Genomic DNA, 24,498 nt, shown 5'->3' with positions numbered 1-24,498 from the left:
GCGCCATAGAGTTATATCTTTTGGTGCTTTTCCCCTTTTAGATATATTTGAATCGTTTATTTCTTCGGAAAGGCAACAGCATATTGTTTTGGCATTTCTGTTTCTTTGCGCAATTGCGCCGCTGCTTCGATAGTCCAATATGGGTTGCGAAGCATTCCTCTTCCTACAGCAACAAGGTCTGCATCCTCGTTCCCAATAACAGAGTTTGCTAGTTCTGCTGAATCCAGTCTTCCAACAGCAATAACGGGCACATTTAGTTCTTGTTTAAATGCACGAGCTAGAGGAACTTGGTAGGCAACATGTGTCCCAGGTCTGCCAGCAGCTGCAATTGGGCCTTCTCCACCTGCACTGACATGGAAAATATCTACTCCAGCTTCTTCGTATTTTTTAGAAAAAGCAACACTGTCTTCAATATCGTATCCGCCTTCTACATACTCTTTACCAGAAACACGCATGATTAGTGGCATGTCAGTCGGCATTTCTGCTTTCACCGCTTTAATGACTTCTACACCAAACTTCGTCAAATCTTGACCATATTCATCTGTACGTTTATTTGTATAGGCAGATTGGAATTGATGAATTAAATATCCATGTGCACCATGAATCTCGATAGTATCAAAACCAGCTTTTATTGCACGGGCAGCTGTTTGGCGGAATTTTTCTACCATTTCTTTTACTTCATGTGTTGTTAATTCTCTTGGAGTTTTTGATTTATCATCAAATGGAATAGCAGATGCTGATACTGGTTGTGGAGCATCTTCTGCTTTTCTACCAGCATGTGCAATTTGTATACCCACTTTTGCGCCATATTGATGACAAGCATCGACAATACGTTTCAATGGTGCAATTTGCTCATCAGACCATAAACCTAAATCGTTATCTGTAATACGGCCATCTGGTTCTACATCAGTCATTTCAATAATAATTAATCCAGCACCGCCAATCGCACGGCTTACATAATGAACATAATGCCAATCTGTTGCAATTCCATCTTTCTTCTCCACTGAATATTGACACATTGGAGGCATTACCACTCGGTTTTTTAATTCTAATCCTTTATAAGAAAAAGGAGAAAATAGATCCTTCATATTTTTGCCTTCTTTCATCAATAAAATATATGTTTGTCTAAAAACTTACCACCAGCCGCTATTTAATTCAAATATTATGCTTTCACCAATGATTTATTATGTACAAGATGCTGAAAATAAATCCTATCGATTGTTATAAAAAATATTTATTTTAATAGATGAAATCTTACATATTTCATCCATGATAAAAATAAAATAAGAAAAGAGAAATGTAATTGCACAAATTACTATTTAAATATTAAAAATATACAGTAAATTAACAGTATTACCTTTTATCTTATTAATATGTTGTTATATAATGAATACAATATATAGAGAGCGGCTTAAATCTTTCATAGGCGCAACATCACAGAATAAGATAATTGGATACTCAAATTATTTATTGGGGATGGAGATGATAAAGTGAGACTAGGTTCCATTATCTGTTTTTTTAAAAGACGCCATAAATTTAGTTATTACTCCAATAAGTGTGTGCGTTGCGGCAAAAAAAGAGAGATTTAAAAGGATAACAAATAATAAGGTGTTTTTTAAAATACTCTCGGACATGAAGAGTATTTTTTTATTTAAAAAACAATGACTTGCTAAAACTAATAGCATTAGTTAAAATGAAACTAATACCATTAGTTTTTTTAATCAGGAGGTTTGACTATTGAGAATTATCCACCATAATTATTTATATCAATTGACTTTTTTGCCAAGAATTTTTCCAGTGAACTGCTATCTCGTCGAGGAAGGGGAAGAATTAACATTAATTGATACAGCTTTGCCTTTCAGCTATAAAAAAATTCTCTTATTTGCTGAAAAACTGAATAAACCGATTACGAAGATTATTCTTACTCATGCCCATGGAGATCATATTGGCTCATTAGATGCCCTAAAAGAAAGATTACCAGATGCGAAAGTCTATATATCTGTACGAGATGCTCGCATATTAGGCGGGGATCATACTATTGACAAGCAAGAGGAACCCTTTGTTTTAAAAGGGGGTTTACCTAAAAATATCAAGACGAATCCAGATGTGCTAATAAAAGATGGGGATCAAATTGGTTCGCTAATAAGTATTTCTTTACCAGGACATACACCAGGGAGCTTTGGCTTTCTCGATAAACGAGATAATAGTTTGATTACTGGAGATGCTTTTCATACAAGAGGAGGCTTTGCTATAAGTGGTCAATTTCGGACTTTCTTTCCTTTTCCAGCATTGGCAACCTGGAATAAGGAGAAAGCCATTGAGAGTGCGAAGAAAGTGCTGTCTCTAAATATTAGTCTTTTAGCCACTGGGCATGGAGATCTGCTGGAAAATGCTCAGCCTTCTATTGAATCATTACTTAAAAAAGAAAGAGGATAAATATGTCGCCAAGAGCAGGAATAACACATAATGATATTATTGCCATGGCAATCGAAATTGCCAATACGGAAGGATTAAAGGAAGTAACGATAGCTAATCTAGCAAAGCGACTTCAGGTTAAATCTCCATCCCTATATAATCATATCAATGGGCTTCCCGATATCATGAATCTGTTAACATTGCGAGCATTAGAAAGTCTATATCAGTTATTAAAGAACGCAATAATGGAAGGTGGAAAAGCAGAGACTATCCATAATTTAAGCTTCGCCTACTTAACCTATGCGAGAGAGCAGCCAGGGCTCTACATGTTAACTATTGAATCGGCATCGAAGAAAGGAGAGGAAATTCAAACAGCTGCTAATCAAATAATTCAATTATTAATAGAAGTATTAAAGCCATATGATTTAAACGAAGAAGAGACCATTCATGCCATTCGCGGGCTAAGGAGCATTCTTCATGGATTTGCCTCTATTGAAAATCAAAAAGGATTTGGCATGCCGATAGAGCTGGATAAAAGCTTTCATTATTTGGTTTCTACTTTTATTGAAGGGTTGGAAAAACATTCATAAGCGAAGTGGAAAGGGTCACTATTATAGTCGCCCTTTTTTTATGGCAAAAGTAGGTTTATTCACTAATGACTTTTGTTTGGTTTAAAGAAAAGGAACATGTTAAAATAGTTCAGTCATTTAACTATTTATCTGCCTATTTGTAATGATAAAAACATTCATTTTTGATAAGAAGTTTTAAGAAAATAAGTCTATCCTGTTGCATTTAATAGAAACATAGAGAAAGGAGTTACTATGTTAATTAGGGTAATGATAGCCGATAAAGATAAACGAGTGATCGCTCGTATTCGTTATTATTTAAAGGATCATAAGGATATAGAAATTATTGCTGTGTGTGATAACGGCAATGATTTAGTTTATCAATATCAGAAGTGGAAGCCTGATTTGATAATAACAGAAGTAGATTTACCATCTATGAACGGACTGGAAGTCATGAAGCAATGTTACCAATTAGGGGGAGAAATTCATTTTATTTTTTTAGCAGAAGGTGAGAAGGATGCATTAGAAGCATTGGAATTAGATGCTATTGATTTTTTGGTCAAGCCATTCAGAAGTTTTCGATTATCTAAAGCTATTGAAAAAGCAAAACGAGTGATAGCGAGCAAGAGAGAAAGGTTCTCTTTTAATAATTTACCAGTTAAATATCATAAAGGCATGTATTATATTAAAAAGGAAGAAATATATTTTATTGAGAAAATAGGCAAGAAATGTGTTATATATACGGCCGAAGATATAGTGGAGACTCGGGAAAATATTGGAGAGTTATTACCTCAATTAGATGATACATTTTTTCTGTCGCATCGTTCTTATATTATCAATCTAGAAAAGGTGACAGAGATTAGTCCCTATAAGGAAACGTATATTGCCTATTTTGATGGAGTAAACAGACAAGCGAAAATATCAAAGTTGAAAATTAATGAGGTAAAGGAAAGAGTATCTATGCTTTTATAAGTTAGCTAGTACTTTTATATCTCCTAAATAAAAATAAATATGTCGAAACATGGAATATTATGTAGATACTCTTAAATGGCTAAAGTTCTGTTTAAAAAGTATCTTTTTCATACAGAAATGACTAAAATTATGTCTAAATGGCGTTAAGTTCAATAGACAAATACTGACAGAATCGGTAAATTTACTTGTATGATTAGATAAATTTGAAAAATCAGGACTTTTCGTTTATTTTGGAGGATACCCTAAGTGGATATAATAACAAGATTAAAAAGCAAAAAGTTTTATCATGTATATCAGCCAATTTGGAATATAAAAGAATGGAAGATTATCGGATATGAATCATTGCTGCGTATATCCCAAGAGCCAGACATCTCGTTAGAAGCTTTCTTCGCTGATGCGAGAAAAGAGAATTATTTATCTGAATTAGATACCTTTCTTATTAACAATACGATTGAACACTACCAGATACTTTCATCAAGAAGAAAGAAGCCACTATTTATCAATATATTTCCATCAACCATCATACATGAATCATTTGATTCGCTGATTCTATCTTTACTTGAAAAATTCCCAGCCATGAAAGGGAAGATTATCTTTGAATTAAATGAAACAGTATTAGAGGAAGAGCTATGGGATTCCCCTCTATTTAAGGAGAAGATTACCTTTCTAAAAGACAATCAGTTTCAAATAGCTTTAGATGATTTTGGGAAAGGCATAGCAAATTTTGAGAAAATCTTAGAGATTTCTCCTAGCTATCTTAAACTAGATCGTTATTTTTCCAACAATTTAGCTTTTTCCACTGAAAAACAAAAACTAGTTCATCTATTAATGGATTTTGCAGATGAAAAGATGAAAATTATCTTGGAAGGAATTGAAGAGGAGACAGATTTAGCGATGACTAAAGCATTGAAGGTTCCTTTTGGCCAAGGATTTTTGTTAGGAAAACCAGAGATGCTGGTCTAAAAAGTTTTTTAATGAATTATTAAGTACAAGGAGTAATATAATTGTTTTTTATAGAAAAAGCACGCTGCCGTATCATTGTGTTTAGATCTCAATTACTTACATGTGATCAAACATCTTATGGCAGCTATTTTTATATAAGAGAATCATAAAAAGTCGGATGGAATCATTAGAATGACATTGAAATTAAGAATAAAATAAAGTTATATTTACATAAGGTTATATGAGGCATTTAAATTAAGGGCTATTGGATGAATATCTATTACAGGAAAAATACAGGGTATGCGATACTTTTTTTTGAATCTTCCTGTATAGGTGAATCCGTTAGTTTCATCAGTGAATAGGGAGTTAATGAGATGGATCATCAGGGGGTAGTTGTCTTATATAGAAAGGAGAAAGAATGGAAACGCTAACGATAGCGGTAGCTTGTATCGATTCACCTATTAATTCATCTATCCATAATTTGATTGCTATCCATTCTAGTTTTAAAATAATAGGAGAAGCAAAGACTGGAGAAGAATTATTAGAATTAATTTATCGAGCGAAGCCTAATATTATAATTGTTGATTATGACTTACCATCTATCCATTCCACTATTTTTAATAGTGCCTATAAAGACTATCTCCCCGATTTCCAGCTTATTTTAGTAGGCAAGGATAAAAAACAGGCGATTGAAGCATTTAATTATTCAGCAGTTGGGTATTTGCAGAAGCCTATTATGGAATCACCATTCCTATCCCTTTTATATAAAATAAAAGAATCTTATACTAAGAGTAGAAGACAGATTCATACCGGGAAGGGGAATCGGATTTTAATTAAATTAAGTAATCGATTTGTTTATATCCCAATAGAAGAAATTTTGTTTATAGAAATAATCGCACGAAAAACAATGGTACATACAATCAAGAAATCATATGAAACGACAGAAACCTTTCTCTCCTTCGTAGATCGATTACCGTGGTATTTTTATCGTACCCACCGTTCCTTTCTTGTTAATTTAAAGAAAATTGTTCGCATTGAATTATTCGGCGAATCCTATTTAGCCTATTTTTCTGGAACGGATAAGCGTGCAAACATATCAAAATTAAAAATACGAGAAGTCCATTCCTTGCTGATTCAATAAGAGGGGGGATATTCTTTTTCCATAAAAAAGGGAAGCAGGAACCGTGGTTCTGCTTCCTTATTCTTTAATTAGAAGATAGATAAAATATGGAGCACCTAAACAGGATAGAACGAGCCCAACTGGTATTTCTGAGCCAACCATGAGACTTTTGGCGATGATATCAGATGTTAACAGGAGAAGTGCTCCTATTAGTGCCGCTATCGGCAGGAGTCGTTGGTGTTTTGGACCAACTAGCATTCTTGCTAAATGTGGGGCAAGAAGCCCTAAAAAGGAGATTCCTCCGCCAACTGATACACATGCTCCTGAAAGTCCGACAGCAAGCAGCAAAAGTAATCCTCGCTCTTTTTCAATCGAAACACCAAGACCCTTTGCCAGATTATCACCTAGTTGTAGTAAATTAATGGATTGGAATTTGCTTATTGCAATCGGAACAAGAATAAGAATCCAAGGTAAAAGGGCAAGAACATAACTCCAACTTGCGCTCCAAATACTTCCGGAAAGCCAAATAGTCGCTTGGGTAAAATCCCGGGGATCCATCATCAATTGAAAAATTATGATTAAAGCACCGAACGCAGCGTTAATGCCGATACCGACTAATACTAAGCGAACAGGCGTAACCCCATCCTTCCATGCAATGATGTAGATGAGTGCAGCAGCCATTAGAGCTCCAGCAAGTGCAAAAAATGGCATGATATAAACCGATAATGAACCTGCTTGAAAAGCACTTCCTTGAATAAAGAAGATATAAAGGATAACGCCAAAGCCAGCTCCAGAATTGATGCCTATAATACCTGGGTCGGCTAAACTATTACGCGAAACCCCTTGTAAAATCGCTCCAGCAATTGCCATTCCCATTCCTATTAAAACGGCAATTACAGATCGAGGCAGTCGAAAGTTATATAGAATATTAAAGTTTTGAACGGTGCCTTTACCGGTAAAAGCTTCTATCATTTCCATCGGACTAATTTTTATGGTTCCCATATTTAGACTTAGAACAAAGACTAAAACGATAGCCGTAAGTAAGGCAGTGCTAACAATATATATGTTTTTGTTCGTTAATTTTAAAGAAGACATTACAGACCCCTCCCTTCTCGACGTGCTAAATATAGAAAGAAAGGAACGCCAATTACCGCTGTTATGGCTCCTAATGGTGTTTCAAAAGGAGGATGAATCAAGCGTGCAACGATATCTGACAGCACTAACAAAAGTGCACCAACAACTGCCGAACAAGGAATAATTAATCGATAATCCGATCCTACAATAAAACGAACAATATGGGGAACAACGAGTCCTACAAATCCAATAGTTCCCCCGACTGCCACAGCAGCCCCAGTTAAAAGCAAAACGACAATCGTACCTAATAATTTCACTAGACCAACCTTTTGGCCTAAACCAGCAGCAATATCCTCACCTAAACTTAAAATAGTAATAGATTTACTAATGAAAAAAGCGAGAATTAGTCCTAGTATAGCCACAGGGATAAGTAATTTTACATTAATCCACTGTACTCCAGCTACTCCTCCTGCATACCAAAAGCTAATATCTTTAGCTACATCAAAGCGAAGGGCAATTCCAGTTGAAATGGAACTAAGGAAGGCACTGATAGCAGTACCAGCGAGCGCTAATTTCATTGGTGTTAATCCTCTTTTGGAGAGTGCGCCAATCAAAAAGACTAAAGCTGCCCCTAAACCTGCGCCAATGAATGCAAAGAGCATAATAGTCATATTGGAAACAGCAGACAGAAAAGCAAAGGCAATCGATACGGCAAACATAGCTCCAGAAGTTACCCCCATTATAGAAGGAGAGGCGAGTGCGTTTCTCGTCATCCCTTGCATGATGGCACCAGATACGGCAAGGCTTGCTCCGATAAAGGTAGCAGCAAGTGCTCGTGGGAGGCGTAAACGATAAACAATTTGATGAGCGGTGGACGTACTATCAAAATGAAATAGTCCTTGTATAACTGTTGATAGGTTAATATCGGCTACTCCTAAAATGATGGACATACAAATAGAAAAGAAAAGCATTATAAGACCAATTAAGAGAACCAAAGTGGCAGCTTTTGGTCTAAATATAGCAGCTTTATCATTTTCAAAAGAGTTACTTTTACTCATGAGGAACCCACTTTCTAATAAAATAGAGAGAAAAATAGTAAATAATAGTATGTAAATGGTTAAATAATAATCGATATAGGAAACATTTCAATTAATTTTACTATAAAATTAATTGAAAATCGATATTATTATTGAAAGTGATAATCGTTATCATTTATAATCGGAATATAACCTATTAGGAGGATACATAATGAATAACCGAAAGATGAAATCGATATTATTTATTTGTTTACTACTAGTTTTCACTGTTCTTGCGGCATGTGGAAATAATAGTAGTAAAGAAAATAACAATAAAGAGAATGGCACTTCCCAAGATGCAACGGAACGTACATTAACAGATGCACTTGGAAATGAAGTAAAGGTTCCGGCAGAGCCAAAAAGAATTATTGGTTCATACTTAGAAGATGATTTACTATCATTAGGGGTAACTCCAGTTGCTCAATGGTCCATTAAAGAGGGAAAAGGGGTTCAAGCTTATCTGCAAGACTCGTTAAAAGATGTTCCAACCATTGACTCTTCATTGCCTTATGAGGCAGTGTCCAGCTTTGCTCCTGATTTAGTATTAATGTCATCGGGCGCACAAGTAGAGGGGGCGAAATATGATCAATACGCGAAACTTGCTCCTACCTATGTTGTTTCAAAGGAAAATAATAACGACTGGCGCAAGAGACTTCAAACAATTGGAGAAGTAATTGGAAAAAAGGACGAGGCAGAAAAAGTATTAGCAGACTATGACCAAAAGGCAGAAGATGCAAAAGGGAAGATTCAAGCATCTATTAAGGATGAATCAGCAGCAGCAATCTGGCTTGTATCGAATAAATTATTTATTGTTGGAGAAAATGTATCAAGCGGAGCGGTTCTATATGGCGATTTAGGCTTGAAGGTTCCAGAAGTAGTAAAAGAAATATCCGCTACCGCAACAGGAAACTGGTCAGCTATTTCATTAGAAAAACTAGCTCAATTGGATGCCGATCATCTATTCCTAATCAATAGTGACGGTGAAGGAGCAGAAGTGCTAAAAGATTCCTTATGGTCTAATATTCCAGCCGTGAAAAAAGGAAACATTTATGAATACGGTCCAGACACAAGCTGGCTATACTCTGGTCCAATCGCCAATACACAAATCATTGACGACGTAGTAGAAAGTCTAGTGAAATAAGCAAAGGGATGGTTCTTCCGAGGACTTTCTCCATAAAAAAGCCAAGTAGAAGTGGAAATACTTTTACTTGGCCTTTTATTTTTAGAAATATGTTTAAAAAACAAATAATTTATCCTCATATGAATCGTCCCTATGATTCCTTTCTTCTATAGTATCTAAATCTTGAAACGAGCATGTCCATTACGATTTGATAGATAAAGGAGTGGGTTTGGATATCTGTTTGATGTGGGAAGAGGATAGAATCTTGAACGAAATCGTAATCATTCACCTTTGGATTGGAGGAGATTACAACGATTTTTGCTTTCGTATTTTTAAAAACATTTTTCTTTGGTGTTCCTGCCCGAAGCTGTTGTTTTTCTAAGAAGTTTCCTGAGTTAGAAAAAATGATAATTAATGTATCTTCTTCCGCTTCTTCGATATACTCCTCTTGTTTCCTATCACTTTGAAAAGTGACAATAAATTTCCCGTTATAAGCTAATTTATATTGCAGATCAAAGGCGGCTGATTCTGAAAATAATAAGCCAAAGGAAGCAACATTTTTGAAATGTAGGATATCTTTAGCCAGTCTGTCAATGGCTTCTAAATCAATTTCTCTTTTATATGCTTCTATATCTTTGATAATGGCATCAAAGTAGCTTTCCGTCCCTAATTTTTCAATAGAAGACAAAATATTGGAGACGTAATTCAAATCATTTTGATAGCGATTCTCTATAAAAGGGGCTGCATCCTTCAAATCAAAGTAGTCATCAAATCCAATAGAACGGGCAAACTTAGAGATCGTAGACTTTGAAACATTGCAAAGCTTGGCCACTTCAGAGATGCTTAAGTGTGAGATTTCATTATAATGATTTAATAGAGTAATGGCGATATGATAGTTAGTTGAATCTAGTCGTTCGTTGTTAAGAATAGTAAGCAATCGTACAATTAGCTGCCCCACCTAATAATCCCTCCTGAAATGTAACGGTTTCCAAAAAACGAAATTTTAATGAAAACGTTAACTATGTTGCTATATTTAATGTGTAATTAGAAAACTTCATAAAAATTAAAAGGAGCGTTCAAAATGTCAAAAGATTATGGCAAGCTTTCTCAAGAAATCATTGACGGCGTTGGTGGAGAGCAAAACATTATTAGTTTATATCATTGCGTAACAAGACTACGCTTTAAATTAAAAGATGAGACAATTGCAAAGATCAATAAAGAAAAGATTCAGAAATTACCCGGAGTTCTTTCCATTGTAGAATCCAATGGTCAGTTCCAGGTTGTAATTGGAAATGAAGTAGCAGATGTGTATCAGTATATCATGGATAAATACAAAATAAAAAGTGCTTTAGGATCTGATTCGGATAATCCTAATGAGGGAGAGGCAGAAGAGAAAAAATCAGGCAATATCCTTATTCGATTTTTTAATGTAATCTCTTCTATCTTTAATCCAATCATCATTGCCCTCGCTGGTGCTGGGATGACCAAGGCTCTTCTTGTTTTATTATCACAGTATCACATATTAAATGCAGATGGTAGTACGTATAAAATACTATCAGCAGCAGGGAATAGTGTATTTTACTTTTTACCACTTTTTCTAGCAATTAGTGCTGCAAGGGTTTTTAAAGTAAATCAATTTGTTTCATTAGCTATTGTGGCCTCTCTATTAGAGCCTAACTTTGTAGGACTCGTAACAGAAAATGGAACTACTGTTGATTTTCTAGGCATACCAACCGTTTTAATGACTTATTCTGGGACGGTAATCCCAGCAATTGTAGCTATTTACGTTTATTCTCATTTAGAGAAAATTTTGAAGAGGTTTATTCCAAAAAGTATTCAAATATTTGCTCTATCAATGGTTGCATTACTAATTATGGTACCACTTACAGCGATGGTCATTGGTCCTATAGGTGTAGGATTAGGTAATGGATTAGGAAGCATGATGAATTTAATTAGCAGTAAGAGTGGTTTACTAGCTGGTCTTATCATTGGAGCTGGTTGGACATTCCTTGTAATGTTAGGGATTCATTGGGGTATTGTTCCAATCATGATTAATAATCTTGCAACATATGGGTTTGATACTTTACGTCCGATGATTGCTGCTGCAACCTTTGCCAGTGCTGGTGTTGCACTAGGTGTGTACTTAAGAAGCAGAAATAAAGGAACAAAGAGCTTGGCACTGACTTCCCTTGTACCTGCATTGTTAGGGGGAATAACAGAACCGATAGTATATGGTTTATCCGTAAGATATAAACGGCCGCTCATCGCTCAAGCAATAGCAGGAGGAATCATGGGAGCCTTCATGGGAGCCATGCAAACAAAAGCAATTGTCTATGTGTTTCCCGCATTGACTACTTTACCAGCTTTTCTTGGTGATACCTTCATCTATTATGTAATAGGTATAGCTGGTGCATTTATATTAAGTGCGGTTTTGACATATTTTATTGGAATTAAAGAAGAGGAGCAAGATTCAACAATCAATAAAAAAGCAGCTGAAGGTAAAATGGAGCTGCCGGTAATTGGACATGCAATTTCTTTAGATGATGTGAACGATGAGGTATTTTCATCAAGAGCAATGGGAGATGGTATTGCCATTGTTCCAACAAAAGGAATTCTTTATTCGCCGTTTGATGGAAAAGTTGAGGTTGCATTCCCAACTGGTCATGCTTTCGGCTTAAAATCGAATACCGGTGTAGAGATGTTATTGCATATCGGAATTAATACGGTGGAGCTAAATGGGAAAGGTTTTAATGCAAAAGTAAAAGTGGGAGATTCAGTTGAAAAAGGCCAGATTCTGGGTGAATTTGATCTAGAAGCAATAAAAAATGCTGGTTATGATCCGACAACAATGATGATTTTCACTAACTTAACTGCTGAAGTTCAAGAGGAGATCATTACAGCAAATGATCAAGAAATGATTCATTTAATGAAATGGAAAAATAGTGGAGGTGCAACAGTATGAGTAAGTTTCCAACAGGATTTCTATGGGGAGGAGCTATTGCTGCTAATCAGGCGGAAGGTGCATATTTAAAGGATGGAAAAGGACTGAGCATAGCAGATATTTTACCTGTAGGAAAAAATCGTTTTGATAACTTAACATTAGAGATTCGTGATGGTGTATTTTATCCAAGTCATGATGCAATTGATTTTTACCATACGTATAAGGAGGATATTGCTATATTAGCAGAGGCTGGATTGAAATGTTTCCGAACCTCTATTGCATGGAGCCGTATTTTTCCAGAAGGAGATGAAGCAGAACCGAATGAAAAAGGTTTAGCCTTTTATGAAGATATGTTTCAAACTTTGCGTTCTTTCAACATAGAACCTGTTGTGACTCTATCACACTTTGAAACTCCTCTTCATTTAGTAAAAAAATATGGAGGATGGAAAAATCGACAGCTAATTGCCTTTTTCGAAAAATATGCTCAAGTTGTGTTTGAACGGTATCATGGTTTAGTGAAATATTGGATGACTTTTAATGAAATTAATCATACACATACACTTCCTTTGCTAGCTGCAGGTCTTTATATTGAAGGAGAGGATGAGCAGCAGAAATTGCAAGATATGTATCAGGCTAGCCATCATATGTTTGTCGCTAGTGCGAAGGCTGTAAAAATTGCGCACGGTATTGATAAGTCCTTACAAGTCGGCTGTATGCTTTCCTTAAGTCCTATTTATCCAGCAACTTGTAATCCGAAAGATGTTTTCGAAGCAAACGAATTAAGAAGAAGATCGTTGTTTTATAGTGATGTCCATATTAGAGGGAAATACCCTGCCTATTTTAAACGGATTGTAGAGGAGAACCATTTAAGCCTTGATATTCGAGAAGAGGATCTACAGGTAATAAAAGAGGGAACATGTGATTATTTAGGATTTAGTTTTTATCGAAGTTCTCTTCACGAGGCTGGGATGAAAATTCTAGGGAATACTGGTGGTTTGCTAGGAAAGAAAAATCCATATTTAAAAGAAACACCATGGGGATGGCCAATTGACCCACTCGCACTTCGATATGTTTGTAATGAACTAACAGATCGATATCAAAAGCCGCTATTTATCGTGGAAAATGGAATTGGATTACATGACAAAGTAGAGGAAGATGGCAGCATTATGGATGTGGAGCGAATGCAGTATTTAAAGGAACATGTAGAAATGATGGCAGAAGCAATAAAAGATGGCTGTGAAATTATAGGCTACACTTGGTGGGGACCAATTGATATTGTCTCAGCAGGAACAGGAGAAATGGAAAAGCGCTATGGATTTATTTATGTCGATAAGCAAAACGATGGAACCGGCAGCCTGAAGAGAATAAGAAAAGAAAGTTTCTACTATTATAAAAGAATCATTGAATCAAATGGAGAAGACTTAGAACTTCTTCAATCAGTAGAAAAGGTGGAGAGATAAATGGCAATGAAAAGTTATTTTCCGAAAGATTTTTTATGGGGTGGAGCAATTGCTGCCAATCAGGCAGAAGGAGCTTGGAATGTAAACGGGAAAGGGATGTCGGTTGCAGATGTGGCCAAGTATAAACCAAACATTGATAAAAAGGACTATGTCAGCCAGTGGCATGTAAGTCCAAAGCAAATTGAAGAAGCAATGAAAACAGATGATACAGTCTATTATCCAAAAAGAAGAGGAATTGACTTTTATCATCGATATGTAGAAGATTTGGCATTATTCGAAGAAATGGGCATGAAATGTTTACGTGTATCGATTGCTTGGACCAGATTGTTTCCTAACGGTACAGAAAAGGAACCTATTCAAGCAGGAATTGACTTTTACGTTCGTCTTTTTAAAGAAATGAGAAAAAGAAATATTGAGCCTCTTGTTACTTTGTCTCACTATGAAATGCCATTGTATTTAGTCAACCATTATGATGGATGGGTCTCAAGAGAAGTGGTAGATATGTTTGTAAATTATGCGAAAGTTTGTTTCGACCACTTTGGACAGTATGTTAAATATTGGCTGACGTTTAATGAAATCGATAGTGTTTTCAGACATCCTTTTACTACTGTCGGTGTAGTAGAAGAAAAGTATTCTAGCAAAAAAGAAGCAGAAAATGCCATTTATCAGGCTCTTCATCATCAATTTGTTGCCAGCAGTTTAGCTACTAAATATGCGCATGAAATGATCAAAGACGCAAAAGTTGGCTGTATGTTAACGAGGACCCTTGCTTACCCACTAACTTCTAATCCTGAAGATGTCGTACTTGCCCAAAGGCATAATAGAGAAAATTATTTTTATTCCGATGTTCAAGTGTTTGGCGAGTATCCGTTGTTTATGAAACGATATTTTGAAGAGAATAATATTGTCATAGAAAAGGTAGAGGGGGACGAAGAAATTCTCAAACAGCATACAGTAGATTTCGTATCGTTTAGTTATTATATGTCGATGATTAAAAGTGTTAATGAGGAATCGATGGAAAAGGTTGGTGGTAACTTAATAACAAGTGTGAAAAATCCATACTTGGATATTAGCGATTGGGGCTGGCAAGTAGATCCAGTCGGCTTGCGAATTTCCCTCATTGATTTATATGATCGTTATCATCTTCCATTATTTGTAGTGGAAAATGGCATAGGATCAATTGATGAACTAGTGGATGGTCAGGTACATGATGATTATCGGATTGATTATTTCCGTAGACACTTTGAGCAAATGAATCTGGCATGCAAAGAGGGGGTAGAGATGATGGGATATACATCTTGGGGTTGCATAGATATCGTAAGTGCCTCTACCTCCCAAATGAGCAAAAGATACGGCTTCATCTATGTCGATGCAGACGATCTAGGAAATGGAAGCTACAAACGAATTAAAAAAGATTCCTTTTACTGGTACCAAAAAGTAATTAAGAGTAATGGGGCGGAGCTTTGATAGAAGAGGTAATTAGGAATATTAGCAGATGACAATGGAGGACTTCTGACTTTATCAATAGAAATTAGAAAAGGATACTTTTAAGTAAAGGGAAATCGCCGGTTAAACTGGCGATTTCTTGATTTTAACCATACAGTACTAAAACTACTGGAATAATAGGAGGACATCTGCAAGCGGAAATCCAGTATTTATGTTGCACTAGAGCTTCAGCAATATATTAATCGCTAATTAATTGTTTTAAAAGTAAATAAAGTATCTCTGATTCCATCTGTTTCCACTTTTACTTGAGTTTCACTATCCCCATTTTTTTGGACATAGATAACTAATTTACCACGATTTGATGTTCTAAAAGGCTCGGTATAATCGGTTACATCATCTAATTTTCCGTTTTCTATTCCTAAGAGTCTTCCATTTTGCACAGAAGCGGCTACTTTCTGACTATAATCTGATAACTTTCCACTTCTATCTAGAAGAGAGCACTCTATTTGGATGACGTCCTGAGTTATATTAGGAAACACTGATTGTAAGACATTCATATATATTTCTGGTATTTCCCATATATCTAATTTTAATTGTGCAGGGGATAAAACAGGGACTAATTCCTCCTCGACTACTTTATCTCCTTTGTATCCCAAAGCTTTGATAGGAGACTCTGTTGCAGCTACATATGTAACAAAATAACCATAGTCTTCATCAAACTTTAATGGTATTCTATTTCCATTTAGCTCTACTTCAACTTGATCGCAATTGGAAAAACAGATGACCTCTACTTTTTCACCTATACAGTAATCCCACTTTTTCGATAGTTCCTTTAACTGAGAATGATTATTCGTATTAATTTTTAACGGACGAGTAACCAAATAAATCATAGGTTCCTCTGTCCACCAGCTTTTTCGAAGAAAATAACGAGTTTTCTCATTTCCGGCTAAATCTAATACTCCTGCTGCGGATCCATGTATGGGCCATCCATGAGCTTCTCCAAGATAATCGATACCAGTCCATAAGAACTGTCCTGATATATAAGAAGTATCTCGAACAATCTTCCATTGTGAATACCCATGTCCATTTTCGCTGCCTATTATTGGCTGGTTCGGGAAAATTTTATGATGTTCTTCATAAAGATGCTCTTTATAATTGTATCCTATTAAATCGACTTCAGTTAATAAGCCAGTTTGGCTGGACAATTCAGGAAAAGCCGCAGCTAAAGTTACAGGTCTTGTATCATCAATCGACTTAACCGTTTTAATTAATCTATTGGCGATTGTTGTGAGTCTAGTGGTATCTGGCCTATTTGGATTATAAATTCTTTCTTGAGCTGGTTTGTTCGCATCATTATTACCTGTCATTTCTTCAAATAAAGGATTTGCATATGGGTCATTAGGATAATCAATTTCGTTACCAATACTCCATGCAATGATGGAGGGGTGATTTCTATTTCTGATGATCATATTTTTTAAATCCTCTTGGTGCCAATTCGGAAAATGATGAGCATAGCCTTCAGTTTTTGGTGGGTAGACATTATGTCCTTGCCACCATTTGTTTTTGGGGTTTTCCCATTCATCAAAGGCTTCATCAATAACTAGAAAACCTAGAATATCACATAAGGTATACAGTTCAGGAGCATGGGGGTTGTGAGCCATGCGAATTGCGTTACATCCCATTGCTTTTAACTTAGAAAGCCTTCTTACCCATACACTTACAGGCACAGCAGTCCCAAAGCAGCCAGCATCCTCATGAAGGCACACACCTTTTAATTTCATATTTTGGTTATTAAGGAAGTACCCTTTATTAACATCAAATTGAGAAGTTCTAACCCCCACGTGATTAGTATAGGTTGAATGGACTTTGTTATCATCGACTTCATAATATAGGTGAGTATGGAGCACATATAGATTTGGTTCATCGGTTGTCCATAATTTAGGATTATCTAGTTTTTCATTAAATGTAATATTCGACGTTTCAAGTGGGTTTAGCTTTATTTTCTTTTCAAAACAATAGGTTTGTGCCCCATCGATAGAAACTAATTCGTTCACAACTGTTACATCACTAGAAGCAGGATATGTATTTACAATTAAATGCTGAATTCGAATATTGGAGGCATCTGTTTTGGTCTCTAATGTAGAAAAAGTAGTTCCGTATTTTTGGATATAAATAGAATCATGTATTTCCAGCCAAACATTTCTAGTAATCCCAGATCCGTTATACCAACGAGAATCAGCGATATCTGAATGGTCAACTCTTACTGCAATGACTAATTCATTATCTGGTGCATACGGAAGAATTTCTGTTAAATCAAAGGTAAAGGATGAGTATCCAGATGGTCGAATGCCATGATTGTATCCATTAATCCACACTTGAGCATTCTTATAAACACCGTCAAATGTCAATTGAACAACACTATTATCGGTATTGGAAAATTCCGTTAATTGGATATGGCATCTGTACCAGCCAATTCCTCCTGGTAAATAACCAGTACCACTAGAGTTATTTTTACTAAATGGCATGGAAACGCTCCAGTCATGTGGGACGGTTACGGGTTGCCAAGATTTATCCTCATAATCTTTTTGCCAAGCATTAGAATCATCACCTTGAAAGAATAACCAGTTAGAAATTTTATAGTTTCTCATATTATGAACACTCTCTTTCGAAATAAATATAATTTGTTTATTGATACTTTTTCTTAAACTATTTTCTAATAGACTACTAGTTTTCAAGTGAGTAAGTGTTTTCTTTTTACTCTTCCCCCATAATGATAGGAAGAGTATGATTTCTCATGCGATTCTCGTGTTACAGGATTGCTATGCTTTTTTTAAACCTAAATATATTCTGCAAAGAGCAGGAAGAATTGTCTTAGTAAATACTATATAGGTTTGGCACAGGATCAAAAATTGTTCTTTCAACAGCTTAAGCATTAAATTAAATTGTATTAAAGTTCATTCCAAGAATCTCCTAACCAAAAGTTATTGTTAATACCATTAAGTGCATAGATACCTTGCGTAAAGAAGTAATCTCCGTAAATTAAGCCAGTATCTAAATTTTTTTTCTCGGTCCAATGACTTGTTCCGTGAATAATGAGTGCTTGATTTTGATTATCTTCTATTGTTGCGGCGTGTTCGTATAGTCGTTTTAATAAGTCCCTTCCGAAAGCTAAGTAAAATCTTTTTTCCTCCAAAGGTGCATATTGGGAAATTGTACATCCTTTCGAAATTCTAGTTTGTTTCAAGTGGAAGAAGAGGTGTTTGCTCAAAATAAGAAAAATGTAAATATTTTGTTATAATGATAGTTTACTATTTTTACTAAAAAAAACAAAGCGTGATTTTAAAGTAAACCTGTATTTATCAATGATAATTGTTGGTTGAATCTGATTATTAGGATTTTTTATGTAATAAGCAAAAGTAAAAAACAGAGATTTTTGTAGTATTTGTACTAAAAAAACATTATAATTCAAAAAAAGAATCAATGGAGGTGGGTGTAATGCTTAAATTAAGTATCAGTGATAAATATGGAAATATAAAAAAGGGGAGGAATGATTATGAAGAGGAAAGTCACAACTTAGAAAGTGCTGGAGATACTATGTGTTATATTGCTTCCCAAGATTTTATATTTGAAGAGGGGGATGAGATTAATATATTTGTAGCACAGAAAAATCAATTTTTGATGGTTAAGCTAGATGAAAGTCTGGATAGTACAATTGTATTTATTCCAAATCATAGCTGGACGTACAGAATAAACATGGAGCAAACCGCAAAAGAGGCGATGCCAGATCATCGTTTTAAGAGCAAAAGACATTATTTAAGTGTTAGATATGCGACAAATGAAGAGATTAGAAGATATCAGAATTGGGCATTAAATCCTCATGATCAAAAGGAGTTTTCAGGAGCTTATCCTCATGCGAGTGCAAATGTAGAAACTAGAAATGATGCAACATTCTTTGCATGCAATGCAATAAACGGAATATATGCAAATAATAGTCATGGGTCCTATCCGTACCAATCTTGGGGAATAAATCGGCAGTCTGATGCAACATTGACAATTGATTTTGGTAGATTGGTTGAGGTAGATAAGGTTGGTATAACAATCAGAGCGGATTTCCCCCACGATAGTTATTGGACCGAAGTTACCTTGTTATTTTCAGACGCATCAAGCGAAACATTCAGCTTGCAAAAAAACACAAGTTCGCAATTTTTTTGCTTTAAAAAGAGAGTGGTAACATATATTCAATTAACAAACTTGGTCAAAGCTAAGGATGAGTCACCGTTTCCTGCTTTGACCGAATTTGAAGTATATGGAATAAATAAATTATAAGGAAGCAATTTTTCTTATTTACGAGGTTTAGCGGTGGAAGCCCTCTTGATTAATTCAGTAGTTAATATGATTCTGCGATCTATTTTTGGAGCGGAAATTCTTTGATTCAATGTCTCCATACCGATTTCTCCCATTTCTTCTGTGAAAATTCGTACGGTTGAAAGGGGAGGATTGGTATATTGGCTGAACGCTAAGTCATTGATGCCAATAATAGAGATATCCGCCGGTATTTTTATATTATTTGCAGTTAACACGTTCATAATGCCAATAGCCATAGCGTCATTACCAGCAAGGATAGCAGTAGGAAGATTTTTTCCCCATTTTGCCAAAGCTTGTCTAGCTAGATCTGTACCAGTTTCAGCTGATAGGTAAGTATTTGTTGAGACGAAAAAATATTTTTCGTCATAATATCCCAAATGTTTCATCATGTCTATGTAAGTATTCGTTACTGGAGTGCGGTACGTACGATAGCCATATAAATTATTACTTTCTTCTGCACCTATAAAGGCTATTTTTTTATGTCCAAGTTCGAGCAGATGCTGTAAAGCTAATTCAGCAGCATGAGAGAAATCGCTATTAACAGTATCGAAGTTGTTTAAAGGAAAATTTGTGCCGACAAAAACCACATTATCATTTTTTGATAGTATCTTATCAATCGTAATTTTATCGAATTTTCCGATGCAGAGTACTCCATCAACATTGCTTAAAGAATCATTTAGATCAGAGTATTTCATTAAATAATAGCCAAGTTCTTGGGCTTTTCTTTCGGCTCCTATTCTTATAGACATATAATAAATGTCATCTAACTCTTGTTCGCCAATACGCCACTGGATAATGGCAATGCTTTTTTGCTTTGTTTTTTGTTCAGTATTTTTCTTTTTCTTTTGTTTGTATTTTGTGTAGTTTAATTCTTCCGCAATTTCAAATATTTTACGTTTTGTGTCCTCCGTTACGGATAAATTTTTGTCTTGATTTAGTACCCGAGAGACGGTGGAAATGGAGACACCAGCTTTTTCGGCAATATCTGTAATAGTAGCCATATGTAAATTCCTTTCAGTAATTCTTTTATTATAATAATATCCGAACTTTAGGAAAAAAACTACGATGTTTTCTGTTTATTTAGTCAAAAAGGAGTAGGATTTGGTTTTATCGATTTCTGAGCCAGATCAATGATAGAAAACTTTTAATGGAATGGAGAGTTTTGCTTTATGACGAGAAGAAAATGGTTAGAAGCAATGAATAAGATCGCACTTCCAGTAATCAAGGCATTAAGTGAAGAGAAATTACATCAAGAATTGCCAACAAATTTTCATCCCGATCGTAAATCATATGGAATGTTAGAAGCTTTTGGACGAACGATGACTGGTATCGCTCCATGGCTTGAGCTAGACTCTATCTCGGAATCGTCAGAAAGAAAGTTACAAAAGAAATATCGGCAAATGGTTCTTCTGTGTTTAGATAAAGCAACAAATCCATATTCTAAGGACTACATGAACTTTACCGACCCGGGTCAGCCACTAGTTGATGCTGCTTTTTTAGCTCATTCGATTATTCGTGCACCGAAACAAATTGGAGACGCGCTTCCAAAGTATGTGCGAGAGAATATTATTCTAGCACTAAAGTCAACGAGAAAAACAATGCCTCCTAATATGAATTGGAACCTTTTTTCTGCCATGATAGAAGGAGCATTATATGTTCTAGGAGAGGAGGAGTACGATTTGCTTCGAGTAATTTATGCTATTAGACTATTAGAAGATTGGTATGTAGGGGATGGTGTTTATGGAGATGGTCCAGCCTTTCATTGGGATTATTACAACAGCTTTGTTATGCAGCCAATGGCAATAGATTTATTAAACTTATTTTATCAACAATGTAAAGAGCTAGAAAATTATCGGGAGAAAATGTTGCCAAGGTTCATTCGTTATGCAGCAATTCAAGAAAGAATGATAGGACCTGATGGAACTTATCCTGTGATTGGTCGATCTAGTACATATCGATTTGGAGCATTTCAAGCTTTAGCTCAATCAGCATTGCAACACGCCTTGCCTGCTGCAGTCACTCCTGCTCAAGTCAGATGTGGGTTAACAGCTATAATGGAAAAAGGAATGCAAGCACCTGGAACGTTTGATGAAAAAGGGTGGTTGTTACCCGGAGTATATGGACATCAACCTGCATTAGCGGAATCTTATATTGGCATTGGAAGCTTATATCTCTGTTCAGCAGTGTTTTTACCACTGGGATTATCTGAGGAAGACGCTTTTTGGAGTGATCAGGATGAAGAATGGAGTAGTAAAAAAATATGGCAAGGGAAAGAGGTTGCGATTGATCATAGCATTTAGAAGATTAGAGTGAGTCAAAACGAACGGTAAACGATTGTTCGCAATATTTGCGTTTACTTGATGAACGTTTTTAAGGGGAGGTTTTCACCTCTCCTTTTTTAGTCGTCTATTGTTCATTATGTAACCAAACCTTAAATTAAAAGGGCTCTTCTTTATCTGTATAGTAAAACTTAAAATCAATGTTCTGATTATAATTTCCGAAGCCTTTACCGAATAGTGTGCATCCACCAACGTTTTCGGCATCTTCTTTGACTTCTATCCGAAGACTCCATACGCTTTTTTCAAGAGCAAGGCGATTAAAAGAAATCCATGTAAGCTGTTTTCCGTTTATCCAAACTCCATAATCAGTAATTCTAATTTTTAAATTCGTACCATACTGATTAAGTTTTGGTGACCACCAGTCTGGATTGTACTTTCCTTTCGTGTCAACGAAATCACCAGGGCTTGTCCACGTACCAATTTCCACATTATTCAAGGAAAATGTTATATCAGATGGCCAGACATTATTTCCCCCAGGAAATTCAGAGGAGATTTCTAAGTTTATATCAACCATTTCTAATTTATCTGTATTCTTTAAAGGATTAATGATTTTATATTCGAGAAAGCCTGTTGTAAACCATAATATTGCTGCGCTAAATCGATCAGTATCCATAAAGTATTTAGGTTCGTCATACTCCCCGATAAGATGTTCTATACTGGCGATTCCGCAAGTAGGGGTAATAAGGTAATCGACATATTGTCCAATAGGAATAGAGGTTTCGTAAAATTCGAAAGCCTGAAATATTTTCTTTGGAAATTCTATTTCTATTAAATCGACTTTTAATATCGACTGCTTTTGTAGACCAGCCTTCCCAGGGATTTTTTCGGTTTTTATCACACCGGATTCCTCTAAGATTTTAATATGTTTTGCAACAACTGGATTACTCAAACCAAGCTCGTGTGCTAATTCCTTAACATTCATACGTTTGGTAGAAAGTAGTTTAATAATTTTAATGCGAACAGAGCTAGCGATAGCCTCAAGTATGGGCAGCGATTCTTCTGATAAGGTTATTTTCATTTTTGTTTTCCTCTTCTCCCGAAAAAAGTTAGTAGTAAGACTAATCAATCACAAGGATTATTCGATAATACAGAAAAAATAGTTATCTTTTAAAGTAATGTGTCAGAAAAAGTTAATCTTTGCCTATTATTTTACTAAAAAATTATTATTTTTGCTATTTACTTTTAATTGGTAAAAGCTTATCATAAAAAATATGAAAGCGGAAACAATATTATCAAATCAAAAGATATATTGTTGTCCGAAATCATAATTCGTTTATTTTTTTAGTAAAAAAGTTATTCTTTCAGTATGAGTAAGGAGAAATAATAAAAATCGGGAGGTCTTAACAAATGAAAAAATGGAAAAAACTAGGATTCATAGTATTGCTTGTTTCCACTACTCTCTTATCTACTGCCTGTGCAGGCGCCGCTAATTCTGATGTAGACTCAGGCGACGGCAAAACGACAATTGAATTTATGCATTGGGGCGGAGATGAAACTTTTGAAGGGGTTTACCAAGAAAGAATTGAAAATTTTGAAAAGGAAAATCCTGATATCAAAGTAAAAACGATAACAGTTGCCGATGATTATGATACAAAGTTACAGACCATGATTGCTGGTAAACAAGCACCGGATGTAGCGCAAGTAGCAGAAAACGGTTCTGGTTTTGCTTCCAAAAATGCATTTATAGATTTGACCGATAAAATTAAAGAAGCAAATATCGATATTGCAGCAACATGGGGAAGTGCTATTGATCTTTATACATTAGAAAATAAAATTTTTGGTATACCAGATCGTGGCGGATCCTCCCTTTTATACTACAATAAGGTTTTATTTGATGAAGCGGGAATTGAATATCCAAATGAAAATTGGACAATCGATGATTATTATAAGGCTGCAGAAGCTTTGACAAAAGACACTGATGGTGATGGTGAAATTGAACAATGGGGAAGTACAGCAGGTGACTACCAATTAGTTTGGGGCAACTTTCTGCGGGCAAATGGCGGAGCTGTAATCGAGGATGGCAAAGTTGTAATTGATTCAGCAGAAAACCAAGCAACCATCAAAGCGTATGATGAAGCTTTTAAAAAGTGGAGTGTCTCTTATCAAATTGCCGAAGATAAAGTTAACCGTTTTCAGGCAGGGCTTGTCGGAATGAATATGACAGGATTCTGGGATATGAATAGTAATGCAAAAGTAATTGGAGACAAATTTGATTACGGAATTGCACCTATGCCGATTGGGACAGAAAAAACATCTTGGTCAACTGGTAGTGCATTAACTATTTCTACTCAATCTAGTGAGAAAGAACAAGAAGCATCTTGGAAGTTTATTGAATATATGGCTAGTGAGGAAGCGCAACAATTAGTAGGAAAAGGTTTGTATGACTGTCCTGCAAACTTAAAAACCTTAAATTCCGATGAGTTCTTAAATCAAAAGGTTGAAGGTCATGAGATTGATTTAAGTGCGATTCCGGTTGCCCAAGAACGTGTCGTGATTGATGAATTATTAACTGGTCCTTGGTATTCAGAAGTAACAACAGAAGCGCGTGCGAAAATTAAAGAGATGCTATTAGGGAACTTAACCCCTGAAGAGACACTTTCAACTCTGCAAAAGAATTTAAGTGATATTGTTGCAAAATACTAAGTTAATAGAGTGATTACTA

General features: G+C 35.5%; 19 protein-coding genes. 12 read left to right on the top strand and 7 right to left on the bottom strand.

Annotated features, from left to right (window positions below; genetic code table 11):
- Positions 1–56 precede the first annotated feature (56 nt).
- On the bottom strand, positions 57–1,088 hold the full coding sequence (locus tag NSQ89_RS18715) for an NADH:flavin oxidoreductase/NADH oxidase (protein WP_095259535.1): 1,032 nt from the start codon (positions 1,086–1,088) through the stop codon (positions 57–59).
- Between the two features lie 649 nt (positions 1,089–1,737).
- On the opposite strand from NSQ89_RS18715, the gene NSQ89_RS18710 reads away from it, so the two are divergent.
- From NSQ89_RS18710 to NSQ89_RS18690, 5 genes are all read left to right on the top strand, one after another.
- Positions 1,738–2,436: an MBL fold metallo-hydrolase gene (locus NSQ89_RS18710; protein WP_047944442.1), complete on the top strand. Its 699-nt coding sequence runs from the start codon at positions 1,738–1,740 to the stop codon at positions 2,434–2,436.
- 2 nt (positions 2,437–2,438) lie between these two features.
- Positions 2,439–3,005 (top strand): TetR/AcrR family transcriptional regulator, encoded by a 567-nt coding sequence (locus NSQ89_RS18705; RefSeq protein WP_047944441.1) that lies wholly within the window; start codon positions 2,439–2,441, stop codon positions 3,003–3,005.
- 231 nt (positions 3,006–3,236) lie between these two features.
- Positions 3,237–3,953: a LytR/AlgR family response regulator transcription factor gene (locus tag NSQ89_RS18700; protein WP_061798094.1), complete on the top strand. Its 717-nt coding sequence runs from the start codon at positions 3,237–3,239 to the stop codon at positions 3,951–3,953.
- 246 nt (positions 3,954–4,199) lie between these two features.
- Positions 4,200–4,916, top strand: coding sequence for an EAL domain-containing protein (locus tag NSQ89_RS18695; RefSeq protein ID WP_047944439.1), 717 nt, complete (start codon positions 4,200–4,202; stop codon positions 4,914–4,916).
- Positions 4,917–5,313: 397 nt separating this feature from the next.
- Positions 5,314–6,036 (top strand): LytR/AlgR family response regulator transcription factor, encoded by a 723-nt coding sequence (locus NSQ89_RS18690; protein ID WP_047944438.1) that lies wholly within the window; start codon positions 5,314–5,316, stop codon positions 6,034–6,036.
- Between the two features lie 57 nt (positions 6,037–6,093).
- On the opposite strand, the gene NSQ89_RS18685 is transcribed toward NSQ89_RS18690, so the two are convergent.
- Both NSQ89_RS18685 and NSQ89_RS18680 read right to left on the bottom strand, forming a co-directional pair.
- Positions 6,094–7,110 carry a FecCD family ABC transporter permease gene (locus tag NSQ89_RS18685; RefSeq protein WP_095259526.1) on the bottom strand — a complete coding sequence of 339 codons (1,017 nt, stop codon included), beginning with the start codon at positions 7,108–7,110 and terminating at the stop codon, positions 6,094–6,096.
- Positions 7,110–8,147: a FecCD family ABC transporter permease gene (locus tag NSQ89_RS18680; protein ID WP_095259525.1), complete on the bottom strand. Its 1,038-nt coding sequence runs from the start codon at positions 8,145–8,147 to the stop codon at positions 7,110–7,112. The genes NSQ89_RS18685 and NSQ89_RS18680 overlap by 1 nt, the downstream gene beginning before the upstream one ends.
- 190 nt (positions 8,148–8,337) lie before the next feature.
- On the opposite strand from NSQ89_RS18680, the gene NSQ89_RS18675 reads away from it, so the two are divergent.
- Positions 8,338–9,306 carry an iron-hydroxamate ABC transporter substrate-binding protein gene (locus tag NSQ89_RS18675; RefSeq protein WP_336044734.1) on the top strand — a complete coding sequence of 323 codons (969 nt, stop codon included), beginning with the start codon at positions 8,338–8,340 and terminating at the stop codon, positions 9,304–9,306.
- A gap of 130 nt (positions 9,307–9,436) precedes the next feature.
- Here NSQ89_RS18675 and NSQ89_RS18670 read toward each other — a convergent pair whose 3' ends face one another.
- Positions 9,437–10,243: a MurR/RpiR family transcriptional regulator gene (locus NSQ89_RS18670; protein ID WP_095322745.1), complete on the bottom strand. Its 807-nt coding sequence runs from the start codon at positions 10,241–10,243 to the stop codon at positions 9,437–9,439.
- A 123-nt stretch (positions 10,244–10,366) separates the two neighbouring features.
- Between NSQ89_RS18670 and NSQ89_RS18665 the strand changes: the two genes are divergently transcribed.
- The 3 genes from NSQ89_RS18665 to NSQ89_RS18655 are packed head-to-tail and all read left to right on the top strand — an operon-like array spanning position 10,367 to position 15,153.
- On the top strand, positions 10,367–12,247 hold the full coding sequence (locus NSQ89_RS18665; RefSeq protein ID WP_341133022.1) for a beta-glucoside-specific PTS transporter subunit IIABC: 1,881 nt from the start codon (positions 10,367–10,369) through the stop codon (positions 12,245–12,247).
- Positions 12,244–13,686: a family 1 glycosylhydrolase gene (locus NSQ89_RS18660; protein ID WP_341133021.1), complete on the top strand. Its 1,443-nt coding sequence runs from the start codon at positions 12,244–12,246 to the stop codon at positions 13,684–13,686. Before NSQ89_RS18665 ends, NSQ89_RS18660 begins: the two co-directional genes overlap by 4 nt.
- Positions 13,687–15,153: a glycoside hydrolase family 1 protein gene (locus tag NSQ89_RS18655; protein WP_095322744.1), complete on the top strand. Its 1,467-nt coding sequence runs from the start codon at positions 13,687–13,689 to the stop codon at positions 15,151–15,153.
- 224 nt (positions 15,154–15,377) lie between these two features.
- Here NSQ89_RS18655 and NSQ89_RS18650 read toward each other — a convergent pair whose 3' ends face one another.
- Positions 15,378–17,780 carry a glycoside hydrolase family 2 TIM barrel-domain containing protein gene (locus NSQ89_RS18650; protein WP_341133020.1) on the bottom strand — a complete coding sequence of 801 codons (2,403 nt, stop codon included), beginning with the start codon at positions 17,778–17,780 and terminating at the stop codon, positions 15,378–15,380.
- 847 nt (positions 17,781–18,627) lie between these two features.
- Here NSQ89_RS18650 and NSQ89_RS18645 point away from each other — a divergent pair.
- Positions 18,628–19,458: a hypothetical protein gene (locus NSQ89_RS18645; protein ID WP_328282928.1), complete on the top strand. Its 831-nt coding sequence runs from the start codon at positions 18,628–18,630 to the stop codon at positions 19,456–19,458.
- 14 nt (positions 19,459–19,472) lie between these two features.
- Here the strand turns inward: NSQ89_RS18645 and NSQ89_RS18640 are convergent, their stop codons facing one another.
- A complete protein-coding gene (locus NSQ89_RS18640; protein ID WP_251688121.1) occupies positions 19,473–20,498 on the bottom strand; it encodes a LacI family DNA-binding transcriptional regulator in 1,026 nt (341 codons plus the stop codon).
- Between the two features lie 168 nt (positions 20,499–20,666).
- Between NSQ89_RS18640 and NSQ89_RS18635 the strand changes: the two genes are divergently transcribed.
- Positions 20,667–21,797, top strand: a complete 1,131-nt coding sequence (locus NSQ89_RS18635) for a DUF2264 domain-containing protein (RefSeq protein ID WP_251688122.1) — start codon at positions 20,667–20,669, stop codon at positions 21,795–21,797.
- Positions 21,798–21,933: 136 nt separating this feature from the next.
- Here the strand turns inward: NSQ89_RS18635 and NSQ89_RS18630 are convergent, their stop codons facing one another.
- Positions 21,934–22,854, bottom strand: a complete 921-nt coding sequence (locus NSQ89_RS18630; protein ID WP_251688125.1) for an ArsR/SmtB family transcription factor — start codon at positions 22,852–22,854, stop codon at positions 21,934–21,936.
- Positions 22,855–23,183: 329 nt separating this feature from the next.
- Here NSQ89_RS18630 and NSQ89_RS18625 point away from each other — a divergent pair, with 329 nt between their 5' ends.
- Positions 23,184–24,479 (top strand): ABC transporter substrate-binding protein, encoded by a 1,296-nt coding sequence (locus tag NSQ89_RS18625; protein ID WP_341133019.1) that lies wholly within the window; start codon positions 23,184–23,186, stop codon positions 24,477–24,479.
- Positions 24,480–24,498: the final 19 nt, after the last annotated feature.

Source organism: Niallia sp. FSL R7-0648, assembly GCF_038007005.1.
In the GTDB taxonomy this organism is placed as follows: Bacteria; Bacillota; Bacilli; order Bacillales; family Cytobacillaceae; genus Niallia; species Niallia circulans.
Note: the sequence above shows the minus strand (reverse complement) of the source record. Positions and strands in the feature narration are given on the sequence as shown.

What these genes read in the sequence shown, in the direction of transcription:
- NSQ89_RS18630 (WP_251688125.1), bottom strand. Translation starts at nt 22,854, where the DNA reads ATGAAAATAACCTTATCAGAAGAATCGCTGCCCATACTTGAGGCTATC.
- NSQ89_RS18665 (WP_341133022.1), top strand. Translation starts at nt 10,367, where the DNA reads ATGTCAAAAGATTATGGCAAGCTTTCTCAAGAAATCATTGACGGCGTT.
- NSQ89_RS18640 (WP_251688121.1), bottom strand. Translation starts at nt 20,498, where the DNA reads ATGGCTACTATTACAGATATTGCCGAAAAAGCTGGTGTCTCCATTTCC.
- NSQ89_RS18625 (WP_341133019.1), top strand. Translation starts at nt 23,184, where the DNA reads ATGAAAAAATGGAAAAAACTAGGATTCATAGTATTGCTTGTTTCCACT.
- NSQ89_RS18680 (WP_095259525.1), bottom strand. Translation starts at nt 8,147, where the DNA reads ATGAGTAAAAGTAACTCTTTTGAAAATGATAAAGCTGCTATATTTAGA.
- NSQ89_RS18645 (WP_328282928.1), top strand. Translation starts at nt 18,628, where the DNA reads ATGCTTAAATTAAGTATCAGTGATAAATATGGAAATATAAAAAAGGGG.
- NSQ89_RS18660 (WP_341133021.1), top strand. Translation starts at nt 12,244, where the DNA reads ATGAGTAAGTTTCCAACAGGATTTCTATGGGGAGGAGCTATTGCTGCT.
- NSQ89_RS18705 (WP_047944441.1), top strand. Translation starts at nt 2,439, where the DNA reads ATGTCGCCAAGAGCAGGAATAACACATAATGATATTATTGCCATGGCA.
- NSQ89_RS18715 (WP_095259535.1), bottom strand. Translation starts at nt 1,088, where the DNA reads ATGAAGGATCTATTTTCTCCTTTTTCTTATAAAGGATTAGAATTAAAA.
- NSQ89_RS18655 (WP_095322744.1), top strand. Translation starts at nt 13,687, where the DNA reads ATGGCAATGAAAAGTTATTTTCCGAAAGATTTTTTATGGGGTGGAGCA.
- NSQ89_RS18700 (WP_061798094.1), top strand. Translation starts at nt 3,237, where the DNA reads ATGTTAATTAGGGTAATGATAGCCGATAAAGATAAACGAGTGATCGCT.
- NSQ89_RS18685 (WP_095259526.1), bottom strand. Translation starts at nt 7,110, where the DNA reads ATGTCTTCTTTAAAATTAACGAACAAAAACATATATATTGTTAGCACT.
- NSQ89_RS18650 (WP_341133020.1), bottom strand. Translation starts at nt 17,780, where the DNA reads ATGAGAAACTATAAAATTTCTAACTGGTTATTCTTTCAAGGTGATGAT.
- NSQ89_RS18690 (WP_047944438.1), top strand. Translation starts at nt 5,314, where the DNA reads ATGGAAACGCTAACGATAGCGGTAGCTTGTATCGATTCACCTATTAAT.
- NSQ89_RS18635 (WP_251688122.1), top strand. Translation starts at nt 20,667, where the DNA reads ATGACGAGAAGAAAATGGTTAGAAGCAATGAATAAGATCGCACTTCCA.
- NSQ89_RS18675 (WP_336044734.1), top strand. Translation starts at nt 8,338, where the DNA reads ATGAATAACCGAAAGATGAAATCGATATTATTTATTTGTTTACTACTA.